We start from the raw sequence: 17,116 nt of genomic DNA, 5'->3' as shown, positions 1-17,116 counted from the left end.
TCGATCAGCCTCCAGCTAGATCTAGAGCGAGTTTGTGCAGGTAGAAGGCCTCCGCGTAGCGTGCGTGACACTCGATGCCGCGGATCCTGGCCAGCCCGAGGAACGCCTCCCTGTCGAACCAGGGGCGGTGCCGCTGGGAGGGGTAGTGCTCCCAGAGCAGGGAGACCTTGCGCTCGGCCAGCGCCAGGTCGAGCGGCTGGTACGCGTTGGGCCGGCCGAGGTCGCCGTCCCACTTGAGGATCTCGTAGCCGAGCGTGAGGTGGTCGCGGAACGCGGTGGGCACCATCCGCGCCAGCCCCCGGTGGTCCTGGTGCGCGTCTCCGGCCTGCGGCGCCAGGATCAGGTCGGGCTCGGTGCGCATCCGCAGCTCCTCGACCGCGTTCTTGGCCTCGTCCCAGTGGGCGGGCAGCCTGCCGTCGGGCACCTTGGCCACGGTCACCCGCAGGTCCGCGCCCGGGCAGAAGGCGGCCAGCGCGTTGCGCTCCTCCTCCTCGCGCACGGTCCCGCCGCCTGACAGCACCAGCGCGTCCACCTGGAGGCCCGGGTGCGCGGTGCACATCACCAGGAGGGCGCCGCCCGCGCCGATCGCCAGGTCGTCGCAGTGCGCGGCGAGCAGGGCGACGCGGCTCAGGCTGCTGGGGTAGAGCCTGTTCACCCGCGCTCCCATAGAGCCCAGGGGCGGTCGCCGCGGGAGTAGGCCCGATCGAGGTCCATGCGCTGGTTGACGGTGTCGGTGGGCCGCCAGTAGCCGCGGTAGGGGTAGGCCATCAGCCGCCCGCGTTTGGCCAGCTCCTTGCAGCCGTCCACGAGGAGGTCGCCGTTCTCCGGAATGTGATCGAAGATCTCCTGACGTAAGACGAAATATCCCCCGTTCACCCACAGCGGCATCTCGGTGACGGCGGTGATCTGGCCGACCAGGCCGTCCTCGGCGATCTCGACGCAGTGGAAGGTCCCCGGCGGCGGCACGGCCATCAGCGCGCCGCCGGCCTCCGACTTCTCGAACCTGCCGATGATCTCCGGCAGCGGCGCGTCCGTGAGCACGTCCGCGTAGTTCGCCAGGAACATCTCCTCACCCTGGAGGTGGTCGCGCACCCGGCGCAGCCGCTCCCCGATCGACGACTCGACGCCGGTGTGGATGAACGAGATCGTCCAGTCGGAGATGTCGGTGGCCAGCAGCTCGACGTCGCCGCCGCGCAGCACGAAGTCGTTGGAGGCGGTCTCCTCGTAACGCAGGAAGAAGTCCTTGATCTGCTCGGCCCCGTAGCCGAGGCAGAGCACGAACTCCTTGTGCCCGAAGTGCGCGTAGTAGCGCATGACATGCCAGATCAGCGGCCTGGGGCCGACGAGCTGCATCGGCTTCGGCGCGTCGCCGGCGGCGCCCGAACGCATGCGGGTGCCGTAACCCCCGCAGAACAGGACGACCTTCACACGACCTCCAGGGAAGGAATGGGGAAGACCAGCCGGCCGCCCCAGTCGCGGATGTAGGAGAGCTGGTCGATCAGCTCGTCGCGCAGGTTCCACGGCAGCACCAGCACGTAGTCCGGCTTGTCGGCGGCGATGCGCTCGGGCGCGAAGATCGGGATCCGCGCGCCGGGGGTGAACTTGCCGTGCTTGTACGGGTTGCGATCCACCGTGTACGGCAGCAGATCGGGCCGGACGCCACAGTGGTTGAGCAGCGTGTTGCCCTTGCCGGGCGCCCCGTACCCGACCACCGTGCTGCCCTCCTCGGCCGCGTTGATCAGGAAGCTCAGCAGGTCGCGGCGGACCTTGGCCACCCGCTCCGTGAAGTCGATGTAGCCGGAGATCTCGTGCAGCCCGGCCGCCTTCTCCATCGCCAGCACGTCCGACACCCGCTGCGACGGGACGCCGGACGGCGCCGCCCAGAGCCGGATCGAGCCGCCGTGCGTGGTCAGCAGCTCCACGTCCACCAGCGTCAGCCCGCCGCTCGCCAGCGCCCGCTGCGCGGAGGCGACGGTGTAGTACTGGAAGTGCTCGTGGTAGATCGTGTCGTACTGGTTGAGCTGCATCAGCGTGAGCAGGTGCTGCACCTCGATCGAGACCAGCCCGTGGTCGGCGACCAGCGTGCGCAGCCCCTGCGTGAAGCCGATGACGTCGGGGATGTGCGCGTAGACGTTGTTGGCCACCACGTAGTCGGCCTTGCCGTGCTCCGCCACGACCGCCTGCGCGCTCTGCGGCGTCAGGAACGCCGTCACCGTGGGCACGCCGCGCTCCCTGGCGGCCTGGCCGACGTTCACCGACGGCTCGATGCCCAGGCAGCGCACCCCGCGCTCCACCACGTGCCGCAACAGGTAGCCGTCGTTGCTGGCCACCTCCACCACGAACGACTCCGGCCGCAGGTCGAGCTCCGCCACGAACGCGCGGGCGTGCTCCACCCAGGAGGCCGAGTAGGAGGAGAAGTAGGCGTAGTCCGTGAACGTCTCCTCCGGAGTGATCAACGGCGGGATCTGCGCGAGCCAGCACGACGTGCACACGCGCAGGTGCAGCGGATAGGTCACCTCGGGTTCGTCGAGCTGCCCGGCCGTGAGGATCCGCTCGCAGGGCGGCGTCGCCCCCAGGTCCACCACGCCGGTGAGATCGCCCGAACCGCATAACCGGCAAGTCATCATTCGCACGCTCCAAGAGATTGATATTTCGCGAAGGCCGGTGATCTCGTTACTGTCAGCCCATGGATCCCCTCGGCATCGATGGCGTCTGGCGCCACACGCCGCCTGTCCACTCCGATCCCCGCGGCTCGTTCTACGAGGCCTTCCGCGCCGCCGACCTGCCCGGCCGGCGCTTCGACCTGGCGCAGGTCAACTGCTCCGTCTCGGCCCGCGGCGTGCTGCGCGGCGTGCACTTCGCCGACGTGCCGCCCGGGCAGGCCAAGTACGTGATGTGCCTGTCCGGCAGCGTCATGGACGTCGTCGTCGACCTGCGCACCGGCTCGCCCACCTTCGGCCGGTCGCAGAGCGTGGTCCTGGACGACGTGACCAGGAGCGCCGTGCTGGTCGCCGAGGGGCTCGGGCACGGGTTCATGGCGCTCAGCGAGCACGCCACCGTGATGTACCTGTGCTCCGAGCCGTACACGCCGGCTCGCGAGCACGGGGTGCATCCGCTCGATCCGGCGCTCGGGATCGGCTGGCCGGCCGGGATCGAGCCCCTGCTGTCGGAGAAGGACGCCAAGGCGCCCACCCTGGACGAGGCGCTGAGGGCTGGATTGCTGCCCGACTACCGGAGGTGCCAGGAGTTCTACGAGACGCGGCGCTGACGGCTCCTCGCCAGGACGGCGCTTCACGCGACGCTGCATTGACGGCTCCTCGCCAGGACGGGCCAGGCCGCGTGCAGCGCCGTGCGCCAGTGCCGGATCGGCTCCCACCGGGTGTGCGCCAGCACGCTGTTGACCGGCCGCCGGGCCGGGCGCGGGAAGGCCGAGGTCGGCACCGGCCGCACCCGCTCCGGGTCCTGGCCGAGCAGCGCGAAGATCTCCCTGGCGAACCCGCACCAGGTCGTCTCACCCGCGCTCGTGCCGTGGTAGACCCCCGGCGGCAGGTCCGACTGCGCCAGCCGGACGAGGTAGTCGGCCAGGTCGGCGCTCCAGGTGGGCTGGCCGTGCTGGTCGTCCACCACGTCGAGCGTGGGCCGCTCACCCGCCAGCCTGATCATGGTGGTGGCGAAGTTCGCGCCGTGCGCGCCGTACAGCCAGGCGGTGCGCACCACGTAGTGGCCGTGCTCCAGCACCGCCAGCTCGCCCGCCAGCTTGGTCCGCCCGTAGGCGTTCACCGGCCCGGTCGGCGCGTCCTCGGTGTGGGGCGGGCCCGCCGCCCCGTCGAAGACGTAGTCGGTGGAGACGTGCACCAGCCGCGCGCCCACGCGGTCGCACGCCTCCGCCAGCCAGCGCGCCGCGTGCCCGTTGACCGCCAGCGCCTCGGCCTCGTGCGCCTCGGCGTCGTCCACGGCGGTCCAGGCCGCGCAGTTCAGCACGGCCCTGGGCCGGTAGGCGGCGACGAAGTCGTGCACCGCCCGCCTGTCGCACACGTCCAGCTCGGCCCGGCCGAGCGCGAGCACCGGCTCGCCCGTCAGCGCGGTCCTGTCGAGGACGTCGGCGGCCAGCATGCCGCCCGCCCCCGTGATGAGCCACCTCATGCGGCCTCCCGGCCTAAGTGCGCGATCAACGACTCCACCAGTCACGATGCGCGGCGTACCAGCGGACGGTGTCCTTGAGCCCCTGCTCGAACGGCACCTCCGGCCGGTAGCCGAGCGCCCGCAGCTTCGAGTCGTCCAGCGAGTACCTGCGGTCGTGGCCCTTGCGGTCGGCCACGTACACGACGCTGTCCCAGTCCCTGCCGCAGGCTTCGAGCAGGCGCGTGGTGAGCTCCTTGTTGGTCAGCTCGGCCGTGCCCGCGATGTGGTAGATCTCCCCCGGCTCGCCCTTCTCGGCGACCAGGCGGATGCCCGCGCAGTGGTCCTCGACGTGGATCCAGTCGCGCACGTTGCCGCCGTCCCCGTAGAGCGGCACCTTCCTGCCGCGCAGCAGGTTGGTGACGAACAGCGGGATGAGCTTCTCGGGGTACTGGCGGGGCCCGTAGTTGTTGCCGCAGCGGGTGATCGACACGTTCAGCCCGTACGTGATCGCGTAGGCGCGGGCGATCAGGTCGCCGCTCGCCTTCGACGCCGCGTACGGCGAGCGCGGCCGCACCGGCGCCGACTCGTCCCACGAGCCGATGTCGATCGAGCCGTACACCTCGTCGGTCGAGACCTGCACCACCTTCGGCACCCCGGCGTCCAGGCACGCCTGCAGCAGCGTCTGGGTGCCCAGCGCGTTGCTGCGCATGAACTCGGCGGCGCCCGCGATCGACCGGTCCACGTGGGACTCGGCGGCGAAGTTGACCACCAGGTCGTGACCGGGGACGACCCGCGCGAGCAGCTCGGCGTCGCAGATGTCCCCGTGCACGAACTCGTGCCGTGTCCCGTCCAGGTTGGCGCGGTCGCCGGCGTAGGTCAGCTTGTCGAGGACGGTCACGTACCCGTCATGGAGGTTCCGGACGAAGTGGGAGCCGATGAATCCCGCACCACCCGTCACCAGGATTCTTGTCATGAACTGATCTGTACCTTGCTGTGATCGCCCAGCACGAGACGGTGGGCTTTGGGCGTGTTGGGTGCCGAGGTGACCTCGACGTCGTGGCCGATGAGCGACGATTCGATGCGGCCCACTCCGGCGATGGAGGCCCGGGGCAGCACGATCGAGTACTCGATCTCGCTGCCGGTGACGGCGCAGGAGGCGCCGATGGAGGTGTACGGGCCGACGTAGCTGTCCTGGATGCGGGCGCCGGCGCCGATGATCGCCGGGCCGACCACGCGCGAGCGTTCGACGACCGCGCCGGGCTCGATCGCGACCCGGCCGATCAGCTCGCTGGCCGCGTCCACCCGCCCGTCGGTCCTGGGCTCGACCGACTCCAGCACGAGCCGGTTGACCTCCAGCATGTCGGTGACGTTGCCGGTGTCCTTCCAGTAGCCGGAGATCACCGAGGACTCGACGCGCTGCCCCGACTCGATCAGCCACTGGATCGCGTCGGTGATCTCCAGCTCGCCCCGCCACGACGGTTTCAGCTCCGCGACCGCCGCGTGGATGGCCGGGCTGAACAGGTAGACCCCGACCAGCGCCAGGTCGCTCTTGGGCCGCTCGGGTTTCTCCTCCAGGCCGATCACGCGGCCCCCCGCGTCCAGCTCGGCCACGCCGAACTGGCGCGGGTCGCCGACCCTGGTCAGCATGATCTGGGCGGCCGGTCGTTCCCTGGCGAACCGGTCGACCAGGCCGTTGATGCCGCCCACGACGAAGTTGTCGCCCAGGTACATGACGAAGTCGTCTTCGGCCAGGTAGTCGCGGGCGATCAGCACGCCGTGGGCCAGCCCGAGCGGCGCTCGCTGGCGCAGGTACGTCACCTGCAACCCGAATGCCGAGCCGTCGCCCACTGCCGCCTCGATCTCCGCGTGCGTGTCCCCCACCACCAGGCCGAGCTCCTGGATCCCCGCCTGTGCGATGGCCTCCAGGCCGTAGAACAGCACCGGCTTGTTGGCGACGGGGACCAGTTGCTTGGCCGAGGTGTGCGTGATGGGACGCAATCGGGTGCCCGACCCTCCGGCGAGCACGAGTGCCTTCACCGCTAGTACGCCCCTTCTCCACGGGTGACGACGGACCAGGTCTTCCACAGGATCTGCAGGTCGAGGATGAGCGACCAGTTCTCCACGTACCGCAGGTCCAGGCGTACGGACTCCTCCCACGTCAGGTCGGAGCGCCCGCTGACCTGCCACAGGCCGGTCATGCCCGGTTTGACCACCAGGCGGCGCCGGACGTCGGTGCCGTACTCGGCGACCTCCTCCGGCAGCGGCGGGCGCGGGCCGACGAGGGACATCTCGCCGCGCAGGACATTCAGCAGCTGGGGGAGCTCGTCGAGCGAGTATTTCCGCAGGAAAGCGCCTACCCTGGTGATCCTTGGATCGTTCCTAATCTTGAAGAGCACTCCGTCGAACTCGTTCGATTCGAGCAGCGCGCCCTTGAGCCGTTCGGCACCGACCACCATGGTTCGGAATTTCACCAGACGGAACTCACCGCCGCCTTTGCCGACCCTGGTCTGGTAGAAGAACGCCGGCCCCCGGCTGCTCAGCCGGATCAGCAGCGCGATGCCCAGCAGCGGCAGCGCCAGCCCCAGCAGCGCGAGCCCGGCCACCAGGCGGTCGAAGACGGTCTTCACGAACTGCCGCATGCCGTCGAACTCGGGGTGCTCCACGTGCAGCAGCGGCATGCCCGCGACCGGCCTGATGCTGATGCGCGGCCCCGCCACGTCCAGGAGCGCGGGCGCCACGAACAGGTCGGTGCGCGCGGTCTCCAGGCTCCACGCCAGCCGGCGCAGCGCCGCGCCGTCCAGCTCGGGACAGGCCAGCACGGCCACCGCGTCCGCCCGCTCGCGCTCGACCACCATGGCCACGTCGCCGAACGAGCCGAGCACCGGGATGCCGTCGAGGTCGACGTCCATGGCGTTGCCGGGAAGGCAGGCTCCCACCACCCGCATTCCGTGGTACGGCTGGCGCCTGAACTGCATCACGAGGTCGAGGATCGACTCCCGGTGCCCGACGGCGATCACCTGGCGCATGTAGTCGCCCACCGCTCTGCGCCGGTGCAGTCGTTTTCGCATGCGATAGCGGAAGTAGAGCGCCGCCAGCAGAGCCAGCGGCAGCATCGCCATCACGAAACTGCGCGCGATGACGGTCTGCGTGGCGTAGGCCATGATGGCGACGGCTGCCATCAGTCCTATGCCACCGTTGAGCACGGCCTTGAACTCCTCCGTTCCCTCGCCGTTGGCGCGCTGGCGGTACGCGCCCCCCATCCACAGCGCGATGGGCCAGGCGATGACGAGGCCGAATCCCAGCAGGAACTCGGCCAGCGGAATGTACGCGCCGGCGATCAGCCGGATGCCCAACACGCATACGCATGCGAGCAGCGCGCACACCGTGTCTCCGGATAACAGGAGCCGTAAGTACGCACGCGTCCAGATGCTCGACGCGCGGCGCGGTACGGCCTCGAGGAGCACGACAGCGGACTCCCCAGTCCCCACCCTCATAGCTACCACCCTGACAACTCTGTGCACCGCGATAACTGGACGTTCCTTGAACCACGTAGGTTGACAAGTCCCACGCACAATCAAGGGCGGCGGCCCCCACTAAAGAGTAAAGATCCATTCCGGCATGAGGAATACCGGCAAATGTCCACAATCGGACGATTGTCAGACCCTCCGGGGGCTTGACGGAACGGTCCACAAGTGGCAGCAGTTGACGAAGGAAATGTGAGGTTTACTGCGATATTTCGGCAGGTTGCCGAATGGTGAAGCGCTTAGTCGTACTCAAGGTCCGGCAGCGCGGAAGGGGGGTCTGGACTGCGCCACACCACCACGACGCCGTCGTGCGCGGAGTCAGCCGCCAGCGTCAGCCGGTCAAGGTCGAAATCCGGCAGATAACGCAGGCGGGCGAGAAACGTGGCATCCGTTGCCGAACGCGGCACGACACAGCCCTCGCCGTCGCGGTCGAGCAGGATATAGAGGACGTCTTCCCCGGATTCCGTGACGACACGGACCTCCACCACGTCCTCCCAGGCGAGGGCCTCGACGCTACCGTCCGCATAGTGACGAGTGACGCCCTCTTCCGTGACATACACGTAGGAGTCCGGCATCGGATTGCCGTGCATGGCCGCGATTCTTGCGAGTTACGGGCCGGTCCCGCAAGGGTTCGCACTCAAAGGTGCCGATGTACTGGCGAGCCACTGCCCTGCGACCGGCCCCAAGGCGCCGATATGCGGGCGAGCCACCACCCTGCGAGCGGCCCGAAGGCGCTTGTCACCGCCCCCGCGAGCGGCTCAAAGGCGCTTGTCGCCGCTCCGCGAGCGGCCCAAAGGCGCTTGTCACCACCCCAGGAGCGGCTCAAGGGTGCCGATGCTCCGACGAGTCGCCGCCCCATGAGTGGCTCAGATGCGCCGCGACCGCCGCCCGCGCGGCCTCCTCCGGCCCGTTCGCGATGGCGTCGAGCAACTCGCGATGCTCGGCGACCAGCACGTCCCTGTCCTTGTACACCTCACGCAACCGCACCAGCCCCAGCCGTGTCTCCGCCGCCAGCACCCCGTACAGCCGCTCCAGCCGCGGGCTGCCGACGGCCTCGATGAGCGCCTGGTGCAGCGCCATGTGCTCGGCCACGGTCTCCGACCACGGCACCTCCCCCGGCAACGCGGCCATCCGGTGCAGCGCCGCCTCCGCCCCCGGCACCCTCCGGCCCGTCACGGCCCGCGCCATGAGGTCCTCCAGGGGGCGGCGGACGTACATGAGATCCTCAAGGTCCGAAAGCGTTACTTCCGGGACATAAGCACTGCGGTTCCGCTCACGTCTGAGCAGCCCTTCGTGGACCAGGCTCGCCAGCGCCTCCCGCACGGTCGGCCTGGCCACGCCGTACGACGCCGCGATCTCCTGCTCGGGCAGGGCGGTGCCGGGCGCGATCTCACCGGACAGCACCCTGCTGCGCAGGGCGTCGGCGAGCGCACCGACGGTGGAGACGGGTCTGAGGGGCAACGTCACGGCTGCGACTCTAGCTCCCTTTCCAGCGTACGCCCCTCTTCTACCGTCCGCCCCCGTTCCGGCGTGCGCTCCCGCCCTTGCCGCCTCTCAGGTACGGCCACCGCCACCAGGCTCAGCCCCAGCAGCACCAGCCCGGCGATCGACACCGGCGCCAGCCGCTCACCCAGCACCACCAGCCCGAGCAGCGCGGCAACGGCCGGCTCGGCCAGCGACAGCGTGGCGGCCGTGGCCACGGGCGTGGTGCGCAGGCCCCGGCCGTACAGGAAGTAGGACAGAGCCGTGGTGCCGAGCCCCAGGTAGAGCACGGCGAGCAGGGCCCGCGGCTCGCCGATCCAGCCGACCCCGCTGACGGCCAGCACCGGCACCATGATCAGCGCAGCGCCGCCGAACATCACACCCATCACCGCGTTCGACTGACCGCCCTGACCGATCGCCCGGGCCGCCATGACGGCGTAGAAGGCGTACAGCAGCCCGCCCAGCAGCGCCAGCCCGACCCCGACCACCATCTGCGCGCCCGCCTGTACACCCGCCTCCGTGCCCGCCTGTGCACCCGCCCCCGCGCCCGCCTCCGCCCCGCCGCCCACAATCAGCGCCGCACACCCGAAGATGGCCGCCGCGGTGGCCGCGCTCCACCGCCTCGTCGGCCTGCGCCCATGCAGCACCCAGGACAGCAGCCCGGTGAACACCGGCCCGCTCCCGATCGCGACCACCGTGCCGACGGCCACGCCCGTGCGACTGACGGCCGCGAAGAAGCAGAGCTGGTACGCCGCCACCGCCACCGCGCCCAGCAACAACCCGGGCTTGACGGCGCTCTTCAACCCGGCCCCGGCCACCAGCGCCAGCGCCGCGCCGCCGATCACCAGGCGGGCCGCGGCCAGCGCCACGGAATCGGCCGACACCAGCAACCCGGCCGTGCCTGCGGTGCCCCAGAGCACGGAAGCGGCCACGACGGCAAGGGGTCCATTCCTCATGGACCCATTGTCAGACAACCAGACAGTGCTCGTCTAGTTGTCAGACAATTTCTTCCAGCAGCTGCTCGATCAACCGCTGCGCCGGCGCCGCCACCTCCCCCACGTAGTCCTCGAACGCCGCCAGCCCCGCCTCGATACCGGGCACGCTCTTACGAGGCAGCTCCAGCAGCGCCTCCTCCTCCGCCTGAATCCCGCCCTCCACATGGAAGGCCCTTCCGGACGCGGCGATGGAGACCTCGAACCTGACCTCCCGGCCGTCGGGCAGCACGAACGTGATGCCGACGCGGGCACCCGCTGGGGGAAAGAAATAGGAGAAGTGCTCGCTTCTCAGGAACGGATGGCGTAACTCGGCGAGAATCTCCGAGGCCCGGCTCAGAGCCTCCAACAGCCCGACCGCGGCCAGACTCTCGCTGTCCACCCGCCACAGGGTAGTTCAGCGTACGCGTGGAACGCCAGGTGACCGGCCCTCCCGATCAGCCACCCGACCCCGCACCCCCGCCCTTCACCCCCGATCCGCGGGCACGTTCAGTCGGTCGCCAGGCGCGCGTGCCGCTCCACGTCGTACCGGACACCCTCGTAACAGAGCTTGCCCCGCTCGATCCCCTCCGACAGAAACCCGGCCTTCGTAGCGACCCGACACGAAGCCGGGTTGTTCGTCCGATGCCCCAACTCCAGCCGATAAAGCCCAAGCTCATCAAACGCCCACCGCGCCAGCAACTCGGTCGCACCCACCGCGACCCCCCGCCCCCGAGCCTCAGGCACCACCCAGTAGGACACCCACCCATTGCCGTGCGTGTCGAGCTTGGTCACCGCCACGTTCCCGACAACCCGCTCCCCCCGCAGCACGGCGAAGGCATGCCCCACCCCGGCCCACGACGCGATCCACCCGGACGCGTCCTTGAGCGTGACGACGGGCCAGGGGGCCTGCGTACGCAAGTCAGGGGCCTGGAAGGCGCGCAGCACAACGGGAGCGTCGTCCTCACGCCACTCCCGCAGCCGGACGTTCAGAGCGGTCACAATGTCGGAGATTACCCGGATTGCACCTTCTTCCCGATCGGGTGGGTCGCCTCGAAGTCGTCCACGAGCTGCCTGGGCGCGGTCAGAGACCACGCCTCGGCCATCAGCTCGAACAGCTCCTCGGCGTCGATCTTGTCGAGATGCACCACCACCCATCCGAACCGCCCGGCCGTGAACTGCACCTCGAACACCTCGGGCCGCTCATTGACCAGCGCGATCTGCTCCTCGATCGTCGCCTTGAGCCCGACGGTCTCGGTGGCCTCCCACAGGTAGCCGAAGCCCTTGTCGTGCACCTTGAGGCCGACCCACTCGCCGCCGTGGCTCATGCGCACGTCGGGCAGCTCGTCCAGCAGCTTCAGGAACTCATCGACGCTGACACCCATGCCGCCTGTGTACCAGAACCGACCGACACTTCCGAGCGTCTTGAGCGAGCGCTCAAATGCGCCTATAGTCCTTTTAAGCGATCGCTCAAAAAGGGGGTGAGGGGTCATGCGGCTGTACATCGAGATCCTGATCAGGGCCGACATGGAGGCGCTGTGGCAGGCCACCCAGGACCCGGCCCGGCACCAGCGCTGGGACCTGCGATTCGGCCGCATCGAACGTGTCACCGCCCAGCGGTTCCGCTACTCGACGCTCGGCGTCAGCGGCATCGGCGTCCACACCGGCGACCGGCACGCCGCCGACGGCTCGTGCACCTCAGCACTCCGCTTCGGCTCCGCCCACCCGCTCTCCCCGATCCGCGCGGGCGCCGGCTACTGGCGCTACCTCCCGGCAGCGGCCGGCGTCCGCTTCCTCACCTCCTACGACTACCGCCCCCACGTGCTGCCGCCCCGGCTCATGTGGTGGGTCACCGCCTGGTCGTTCGACCGGCTACGCCTGTGGCTGGAGACCGGCAGGCCACCCGCGCGCACCCTCCTCCAGGCACTGGCGGAGGCAGCCGGCAGGACGGCCGCCGCCGCCCTCACCGCCTGGCTGTTCGGACTGCTGCCCGCCCTGGCGGTGGCGACGCTCGCCGTCGCCCTCCCGCCCCTGCCCGGCACCCCCGCGGCCCGCCGCTGCCTGCGCCATCCCCCTGCAGCATCCCCAGCGCCACCGCACCAAGCATCCCCTTGAGCATCCCCAGCGCCACACCACCGAGCACCCCTTGCGCCACCCCATCGAGCACCCCTTGCGCCACCCCATCGAGCACCCACGGGAGCGACCATGCCCTCGATCTTCCAGCGCGCGCTCGGCCCCGACTTCGGCCGCCTCCACCCCCAGCTCCAGCGCCGCTTCGGCGTCGGCCTCGACAGCGGCGAAGCCTGCATAGGTCAGGGGGTCATGCGCCGCGTCTGGAACGCCGGCCTCGTCGTGCGCCCGTTCCTGGCACTCGGCACCCTCAGGAACATCCTCGTCACGGACACCGGCCGCGACATCCCGTTCCTGATCGAGAACTACCCGTACGCCGACTCGTACGGCCGCGAGACCGTCACCTTCGCGCGCACCTTCCCCCTCAGCCGCTTCGACGCGACCATGATCTACGACGAGGCCGGCGCCCGCGTCATCGACTACCTGGGCACCCACCAGCACATCGCCACCCCGCTGCACCTCTCCGTGGACGACCGCGGCGGCCTGGTCATCCGCTCAGGCCCGCAACGCCTCCTGGAGGGCCCGCTGGCCGTCCGCATCCCGGCCGCCGCCACCGGCACGGCCGTGGTCACCGAGCAGTACGACGACAGGGCCGGCCGCTTCACCATCGCGGTGACCGTGTCGAACCCGCTGCTCGGCCGGATCTTCGGCTACTGGGGCAGTTTCACCGTCTCCTACGTGGACGTCGCGGAGCACGGCGTTCCCGCTAGCGTGAGGCCCAGGCGGGAGGTGGCCCGCCTGTGATCGACGAGGGAGCCCGGTGGCCGACACCCGCACGAAGCTGCTCGACGCGGCGCTCGAGACGCTCAAGACGCAGGGCATGGCCGGCGCCTCCGCCCGTACGATCGCCGCGACCGCAGGCGTCAACCAGGCTCTCGTCTTCTACCACTTCGGCAGCGTCGACCAGCTCCTGGCCGCCGCCTGCGAGCACGGCTCGCGGCAGCGCGTCCCCCTCTACCGCGAGCGCTTCGCCGCCGTGACGTCCCTGCGCGAGCTGCTCGACCTCGGCCGCGAGCTGCACGCGCAGGAGCGTACGGAGGGCAGCGTCGCGGCGCTCGCCCAGCTCCTGGCCGGCGGCCAGACCGACGCAAAGCTGGCCGAGGCCGTCGTGAAGGGCCTCAACCTGTGGACGGCCGAGGTGGAGCAGACGCTGGGCCGGGTGCTGGCCGCCTCGCCGCTGGCGGAGTTCGTGGACGTGAGCGGGCTGGCCAAGGCGACCGCGGCGGCCTTCGTGGGGCTGGAGCTGTACGAGGGCGTGGACGCCGACGGCGCGGCCCAGGCCCTGGACGCGCTGGAGGAGCTGGCCACGCTGGTGACCGTCCTGGACGACCTGGGCCCCGTGCTGCGCAGGACCGTCAGGGCCAGGCTCACTCGTAGTATCGGACCTCGATCACGTTCCCGTCAGGATCCGGAAAGAACATAGTCTCGGGCGCGATGCCCTGGGCGCCGAAGGAGTTCGCGCCGTTGCCGGTGATCTCCACGCCGTGCTGCTTCAGCCGCATCTGCAGCGCGTCGAAGTCCTCCTTGCCGACCGCCAGGCACAGGTGGTTGATCGGGTGCCCGGCGCTGCCCCGCACCCCGGTGCCCTCGTCCACGCCGCGCATCGCCTCGAACGACATCAGGTCGAGAATGGTCTCGGGCGAGACCCGTACGCTCGGGAAGGGCGCCATCCCGTCGCGGAACTCCGCCGCCCGGACCCCGGGCAGGCCGACGACCTGCTCATAGAAGTCCACGGACGCGCCAGGGTCGGAGACCCAGCAGACGAGATGGTCAAGGCGTGCGTGCATACAACACCTCCGCTTTGCCTCCAATATCTGATGGTCGAATCCCTGTTGTCCACCTCATGATTCATCGCCCGGCAAATGGCCACTTGCCGGAAAGGGTCGATTCACACTCCGTTCCGGGTCACCACGGCTCCACGTCCAGGCCGGTGGCGGCGATCCACAAGGCGCGGAACGCGTGCGACGCCCGGCCGTTGAAGTCGTCCCGCGGCAGGCGCTCGATCAGGCTCAGCGCCGCTCCGAGGTGGCCGCACTCGGCCGCCTGCACGGCCAGGAGCTGCGTCGGATGCTCGCGCTGCGTCCGCGGCGTCTTCCGCAGCGTGGCGTACGCGTCGGTGAGCGCCGCCAGCTCCCCCTCACTCGGCCGGGCGTGCGCCGGATCGCGCCGGGCGTTCGTCTCCGCCTGCGCGAGGTGGTCCTCGTACGCGTAACCGTCGCCGTACACCTGCGCCCACTCGCGCAGCAGATCGGGACGGCCCAGCCGCGCGAACACCTCCACCGCCTCCCACCCGTCGAACCACCCCTGCGGCTGCCACTCCTCCGCCGCCGCGTCCCTCAGCGGGATCAGCTCGCGGGCGATGTGGTCCCGCCGGGTGAGGATCAGGTAGGCCAGCAGCGGCACGGAAGAGAAGGTGGAGGGCGCCCCGTCGGCCTCCCGCAGCAGGGCCCGGCCCTCCTGCTCCCATCTGCACTCGATCATCGCCCACGCGACGGCCAGGCGGTGCTCGCCCGGGTTCGTCTCGGGCTCGATCGCCGCCCGCGCGCGCTCGAACCACGCCTCGGCACGCGGATCCCCCATCGCCGCGTACGCGCCGGCCGCCGACGAGGCCACGAACGCCACGTTGTACTCGTCGAGCACCTCTTCCACCTGGGCTTCGTCGCCGTCGAAGAACGTCCGCGCGTCCTGCCTACGGCCTGCGGCTGCCAGGATCATCGCCACCTCGGCCCGGCCCCGCACCTGCTCGTCCGGGCTGGGGATCGCGTCCAGCAGCGGACGCGCGCCGTCCGGCTGGCCGAGGCGTGCCCTGAGCCTGGCCGCGTGGCGCAGGTTCTGGCTCACGTGGTGGTCCCAGCCGTTGTGGAGAGATGCCACCGAGGTGAGTGCTGTCCGGAAGAGGTCGTCCAGGGTGAAGGTGTTGGGTGGGGGCCAGGGCTCGTCCGCCGTGGGGGTGTGGTCGCGGAACGGTGCCAGGTACTCGTTCAGTGGCGGGCCGAAGCGGTCGGCGGCGGTGGCGGCGTCCGGCGCGATCTCCAGGCCCGCGACACCCGGCACGACGGCGCCCGGTGCGGCGGCTCCAGGCGCGGCGGCTCCGGGTGCGGTGGCTCCGGGTGCGGTGGCTCCAGGCGCGGCGGCTCCGGGTGCGGTGGCTCCAGGCGCGGTGGCGAGGCCGCCCCAGCGCACCGGCCAGCCGAACCGTCGCTCCACCGTCCACGCCAGCGCGCCGTCCAGGGCGTGCACGCGGTCGGGCGGAACGATCACCTGCCCGGTCTCGAAGGCGACGGCCCACGTCTCGTCGTCCAGCGCGAACGTCGGATCGATGCTCGCCCCCTCCTCGTCACGCACCTCCTCCCCGACGTCCACCCCGTCATCCAGCTCCAGCGGACGCGGCCCGGGCGGCGTGCGCAGAAACACGAAGTCCCCGGTGACCCGCCCGGTGGCCGCCTGCAAGAAGCGCAACCCGGCGGAACCCACGACCACGATCACCCCGTCGGCGCCCCACAGCACGCCATCGGCACCCGCCGGCGCCTCAACCGTCCCGATCAGGCCCGGCACGTCCCCGAGGTTCCACACCTCCACCTGGCCCCGCGCCGTCAGCGCCGCCGCGTGGAGCCCGTCCGGCGACCACGCCCACGCGACGCCGTCCGCGTCGGGGGCGAGCTGCAGGAGCGCCAGATCGAGGTCGTAGCGGTGCCTGCCCTGGTCGTAGACGGTGACATGCGGACGAGCGTTCGCGTCGTTGCCCTCCGGCACCACGACGGCCAGCCTCGTGACGGCCCCGTACGCGCCCCACGACAGCTCGGACGCGCCCGGATGCCCCGGCAGCGTCGCCACCGTCCAGCCCGTCATGGCGTCGCCCACCAGCAACTGGCCGTGGAGCTGGTGGGCGAAGTACTTCTCGTCCCTGCTCCAGGTGGGCGCGTCCCTGCCGACGCCCGCCTGGGTGAACCACAGGACCCGGCCGTCGGCGACGTCGAGGGCGCAGGCCCAGCCGCGGGCGTGCCCGTAGAGCCGCCGGCCGTCGCGTGACCAGTGCGCCTCCCGCACGAAGAGCCCGTCGCCGCCCAGCAGCGCCTTGACCGCTTCCGGCAGCGGCGCGGTGAACGGCGACGCGACCCTCTCACGATCCTCGCCGTCCTCGCCGTCCTCGCCGTCCTCGCCCGCGATCTCGTACACCTCGCCCTCGTCCAGCGGCGCGACACACCCCATCACCTCGTACGAAGTCCCCGTCGCGATGTAGGCGCGCATGCCATCGGGCGCGAAGGCGAACCCGGGCGGACGCGAACCGCCGTCCGTCACATAAGCCTCAGCACACGGCTCCGAGTCCTCACCGAACGGATCCCACACCCCCACCCCGTTCGTGTTGTACGCCAGCGCCAGCCGCTCCCCATCGGCCGACCACTGAACCGTCCGCGTGTACCCGGGCCAGCCCACCCCGCCCATGATCTGGCCGAGCACGTTCACGCACCGGGCGCCGGCCAGCTCCCAGACCTGCAGCACACCGCCCCGGTCGTAGTCGTCGCCGCACCAGCTCCCGATCGCGAGGTAACGCCCGCACGGGCTCAACGCGTGCCCGTGAATCTGGGCGGGATGCCCGTCGGGATGCCGCAGCACCGCGCCCAGTTCCCTGACTCGCTCGGTCGCGAACCGGTGCGCCTCGGTGATCCCGTGCGTCTGCTCCAGCTGGGCGAGCGCGGCACGCAGGGGTGGGAGGTCGCGGGCCGGCTCGAACGCCGCCCAGTCCGTCGCTCGCAGTGTCGTCAGGAACGCACCCGGATCGGCCGATGGGTTCGTGATCGCCATAGCGGGCGACCTTACTGAACTATCTTCAGATTGTCCGGAGATCCGGTGGATAGCCTGACCCCGAGCCCTTCGGCCCACGAACCA

The 17,116-nt window shown here is 70.5% G+C and carries 19 protein-coding genes; 4 read left to right on the top strand and 15 right to left on the bottom strand.

The annotated features are described in order from the left end of the window. Window positions 1-4: 4 nt before the first annotated feature. From FXF51_RS05315 to FXF51_RS05305, 3 genes are read right to left on the bottom strand one after another with little or no spacing between them, the layout of a single operon-like run. Window positions 5-655 carry a PIG-L deacetylase family protein gene (locus tag FXF51_RS05315; RefSeq protein WP_262379301.1) on the bottom strand — a complete coding sequence of 217 codons (651 nt, stop codon included), beginning with the start codon at window positions 653-655 and terminating at the stop codon, window positions 5-7. After that, window positions 652-1,428, bottom strand: a complete 777-nt coding sequence (locus tag FXF51_RS05310) for a sugar phosphate nucleotidyltransferase (protein WP_148433126.1) — start codon at window positions 1,426-1,428, stop codon at window positions 652-654. The genes FXF51_RS05315 and FXF51_RS05310 overlap by 4 nt, the downstream gene beginning before the upstream one ends. After that, window positions 1,425-2,627, bottom strand: coding sequence for a class I SAM-dependent methyltransferase (locus tag FXF51_RS05305; protein ID WP_148433511.1), 1,203 nt, complete (start codon window positions 2,625-2,627; stop codon window positions 1,425-1,427). The genes FXF51_RS05310 and FXF51_RS05305 overlap by 4 nt, the downstream gene beginning before the upstream one ends. 59 nt (window positions 2,628-2,686) lie before the next feature. Here FXF51_RS05305 and FXF51_RS05300 point away from each other — a divergent pair, with 59 nt between their 5' ends. Further along, on the top strand, window positions 2,687-3,268 hold the full coding sequence (locus FXF51_RS05300) for a dTDP-4-dehydrorhamnose 3,5-epimerase family protein (RefSeq protein WP_148433125.1): 582 nt from the start codon (window positions 2,687-2,689) through the stop codon (window positions 3,266-3,268). A 23-nt stretch (window positions 3,269-3,291) separates the two neighbouring features. Here the strand turns inward: FXF51_RS05300 and rfbD are convergent, their stop codons facing one another. The 10 genes from rfbD to FXF51_RS05250 all read right to left on the bottom strand — a co-directional run bounded on the left by rfbD (window position 3,292) and on the right by FXF51_RS05250 (window position 11,427). Then, window positions 3,292-4,143 (bottom strand): dTDP-4-dehydrorhamnose reductase, encoded by an 852-nt coding sequence (rfbD, locus tag FXF51_RS05295; RefSeq protein WP_148433124.1) that lies wholly within the window; start codon window positions 4,141-4,143, stop codon window positions 3,292-3,294. Window positions 4,144-4,168: 25 nt separating this feature from the next. Beyond that, on the bottom strand, window positions 4,169-5,095 hold the full coding sequence (rfbB, locus tag FXF51_RS05290; RefSeq protein WP_148433123.1) for a dTDP-glucose 4,6-dehydratase: 927 nt from the start codon (window positions 5,093-5,095) through the stop codon (window positions 4,169-4,171). Further along, window positions 5,092-6,159, bottom strand: a complete 1,068-nt coding sequence (locus FXF51_RS05285) for a glucose-1-phosphate thymidylyltransferase (RefSeq protein WP_148433122.1) — start codon at window positions 6,157-6,159, stop codon at window positions 5,092-5,094. Before FXF51_RS05285 ends, rfbB begins: the two co-directional genes overlap by 4 nt. A 2-nt stretch (window positions 6,160-6,161) precedes the next feature. Further along, a complete protein-coding gene (locus FXF51_RS05280) occupies window positions 6,162-7,616 on the bottom strand; it encodes a sugar transferase (protein WP_148433121.1) in 1,455 nt (484 codons plus the stop codon). A 269-nt stretch (window positions 7,617-7,885) separates the two neighbouring features. Further along, the gene (locus tag FXF51_RS05275; protein WP_148433120.1) at window positions 7,886-8,236 is read right to left on the bottom strand and encodes a hypothetical protein; all 351 of its coding nucleotides are present in this window, start codon (window positions 8,234-8,236) and stop codon (window positions 7,886-7,888) included. A gap of 232 nt (window positions 8,237-8,468) precedes the next feature. Beyond that, entirely contained in the window at window positions 8,469-9,113 is a 645-nt protein-coding gene (locus FXF51_RS05270; protein WP_148433119.1) for a GntR family transcriptional regulator, read from the bottom strand. Next, a complete protein-coding gene (locus tag FXF51_RS05265; RefSeq protein ID WP_148433118.1) occupies window positions 9,110-10,084 on the bottom strand; it encodes a DMT family transporter in 975 nt (324 codons plus the stop codon). Before FXF51_RS05265 ends, FXF51_RS05270 begins: the two co-directional genes overlap by 4 nt. Window positions 10,085-10,124: 40 nt before the next feature. Beyond that, window positions 10,125-10,502 carry a hypothetical protein gene (locus FXF51_RS05260; RefSeq protein ID WP_148433117.1) on the bottom strand — a complete coding sequence of 126 codons (378 nt, stop codon included), beginning with the start codon at window positions 10,500-10,502 and terminating at the stop codon, window positions 10,125-10,127. A gap of 107 nt (window positions 10,503-10,609) precedes the next feature. Further along, window positions 10,610-11,101 (bottom strand): GNAT family N-acetyltransferase, encoded by a 492-nt coding sequence (locus FXF51_RS05255; protein ID WP_262379300.1) that lies wholly within the window; start codon window positions 11,099-11,101, stop codon window positions 10,610-10,612. A gap of 11 nt (window positions 11,102-11,112) precedes the next feature. Continuing rightward, a complete protein-coding gene (locus FXF51_RS05250) occupies window positions 11,113-11,427 on the bottom strand; it encodes an MmcQ/YjbR family DNA-binding protein (protein WP_411268348.1) in 315 nt (104 codons plus the stop codon). Window positions 11,428-11,590: 163 nt separating this feature from the next. Here FXF51_RS05250 and FXF51_RS05245 point away from each other — a divergent pair, with 163 nt between their 5' ends. The 3 genes from FXF51_RS05245 to FXF51_RS05235 all read left to right on the top strand — a co-directional run bounded on the left by FXF51_RS05245 (window position 11,591) and on the right by FXF51_RS05235 (window position 13,652). After that, on the top strand, window positions 11,591-12,214 hold the full coding sequence (locus FXF51_RS05245) for a hypothetical protein (protein WP_148433115.1): 624 nt from the start codon (window positions 11,591-11,593) through the stop codon (window positions 12,212-12,214). A gap of 90 nt (window positions 12,215-12,304) precedes the next feature. Continuing rightward, window positions 12,305-12,973: a DUF4166 domain-containing protein gene (locus FXF51_RS05240; protein ID WP_148433114.1), complete on the top strand. Its 669-nt coding sequence runs from the start codon at window positions 12,305-12,307 to the stop codon at window positions 12,971-12,973. A gap of 16 nt (window positions 12,974-12,989) precedes the next feature. Then, a complete protein-coding gene (locus FXF51_RS05235) occupies window positions 12,990-13,652 on the top strand; it encodes a TetR/AcrR family transcriptional regulator (protein ID WP_148433113.1) in 663 nt (220 codons plus the stop codon). Here the strand turns inward: FXF51_RS05235 and FXF51_RS05230 are convergent. Together FXF51_RS05230 and FXF51_RS60525 are read right to left on the bottom strand one after the other, a co-directional pair. Beyond that, complete coding sequence (locus FXF51_RS05230) at window positions 13,597-14,016, bottom strand: VOC family protein (protein WP_148433112.1); 420 nt, start codon at window positions 14,014-14,016, stop codon at window positions 13,597-13,599. The genes FXF51_RS05235 and FXF51_RS05230 overlap by 56 nt on opposite strands. 118 nt (window positions 14,017-14,134) lie before the next feature. Beyond that, window positions 14,135-17,032, bottom strand: a complete 2,898-nt coding sequence (locus FXF51_RS60525; protein ID WP_187414192.1) for a WD40 repeat domain-containing protein — start codon at window positions 17,030-17,032, stop codon at window positions 14,135-14,137. Window positions 17,033-17,116: the final 84 nt, after the last annotated feature.

It is taken from the genome of Nonomuraea sp. PA05 (genome assembly GCF_008086045.1).
In the GTDB taxonomy this organism is placed as follows: domain Bacteria; phylum Actinomycetota; class Actinomycetes; order Streptosporangiales; family Streptosporangiaceae; genus Nonomuraea; species Nonomuraea monospora.
The sequence above is the reverse complement of the archived record's forward strand: the minus strand, read 5'-3'. Positions and strand labels throughout refer to the sequence as shown.

Coding starts and splice junctions, on each gene's coding strand:
- rfbB (WP_148433123.1), bottom strand. CDS start 5,095: ATGACAAGAATCCTGGTGACGGGTGGTGCGGGATTCATCGGCTCCCAC.
- FXF51_RS05250 (WP_411268348.1), bottom strand. CDS start 11,427: ATGAGCCACGGCGGCGAGTGGGTCGGCCTCAAGGTGCACGACAAGGGC.
- FXF51_RS05245 (WP_148433115.1), top strand. CDS start 11,591: ATGCGGCTGTACATCGAGATCCTGATCAGGGCCGACATGGAGGCGCTG.
- FXF51_RS05240 (WP_148433114.1), top strand. CDS start 12,305: ATGCCCTCGATCTTCCAGCGCGCGCTCGGCCCCGACTTCGGCCGCCTC.
- FXF51_RS05305 (WP_148433511.1), bottom strand. CDS start 2,627: ATGATGACTTGCCGGTTATGCGGTTCGGGCGATCTCACCGGCGTGGTG.
- FXF51_RS05265 (WP_148433118.1), bottom strand. CDS start 10,084: ATGAGGAATGGACCCCTTGCCGTCGTGGCCGCTTCCGTGCTCTGGGGC.
- FXF51_RS05280 (WP_148433121.1), bottom strand. CDS start 7,616: ATGAGGGTGGGGACTGGGGAGTCCGCTGTCGTGCTCCTCGAGGCCGTA.
- FXF51_RS05275 (WP_148433120.1), bottom strand. CDS start 8,236: ATGCACGGCAATCCGATGCCGGACTCCTACGTGTATGTCACGGAAGAG.
- rfbD (WP_148433124.1), bottom strand. CDS start 4,143: ATGAGGTGGCTCATCACGGGGGCGGGCGGCATGCTGGCCGCCGACGTC.
- FXF51_RS05230 (WP_148433112.1), bottom strand. CDS start 14,016: ATGCACGCACGCCTTGACCATCTCGTCTGCTGGGTCTCCGACCCTGGC.
- FXF51_RS05300 (WP_148433125.1), top strand. CDS start 2,687: ATGGATCCCCTCGGCATCGATGGCGTCTGGCGCCACACGCCGCCTGTC.
- FXF51_RS60525 (WP_187414192.1), bottom strand. CDS start 17,032: ATGGCGATCACGAACCCATCGGCCGATCCGGGTGCGTTCCTGACGACA.